The organism is Dyella sp. SYSU CM1112 (assembly GCF_058216415.1).
Genome location: NZ_JBZEGI010000184.1, coordinates 1 through 202 on the forward strand (window position 1 = coordinate 1; position 202 = coordinate 202).

Annotated in this window: 1 protein-coding gene; it reads right to left on the minus strand. The window is 57.9% G+C overall.

Annotated elements, in window-relative coordinates; translation table 11 throughout:
- Positions 1 to 202, minus strand: a 202-nt coding sequence (locus AC4HNJ_RS22150) for a hypothetical protein (protein WP_490481766.1), incomplete at both ends; no start/stop codon positions are given.

Here is a 202-nt window from a genome sequence, read left to right on the forward strand (position 1 = left end):
GGGATTCCAGGGGTCGAAATCCAGGTCGAAGCGCACCACGTAGTGGCCTGCCTTGGTCAGGTAGGCATAGTTGTATTTGTCGGGCGACGTGACACGCGCCGATAGCGTGCCCTTGATCTTGGGCCATGATGCTTCGTTGAGTTTCAAGCGGAAACGCCGGTCGGCCGGAATCGCCTTGAACGTATTGCGATAGTCCTCGTCG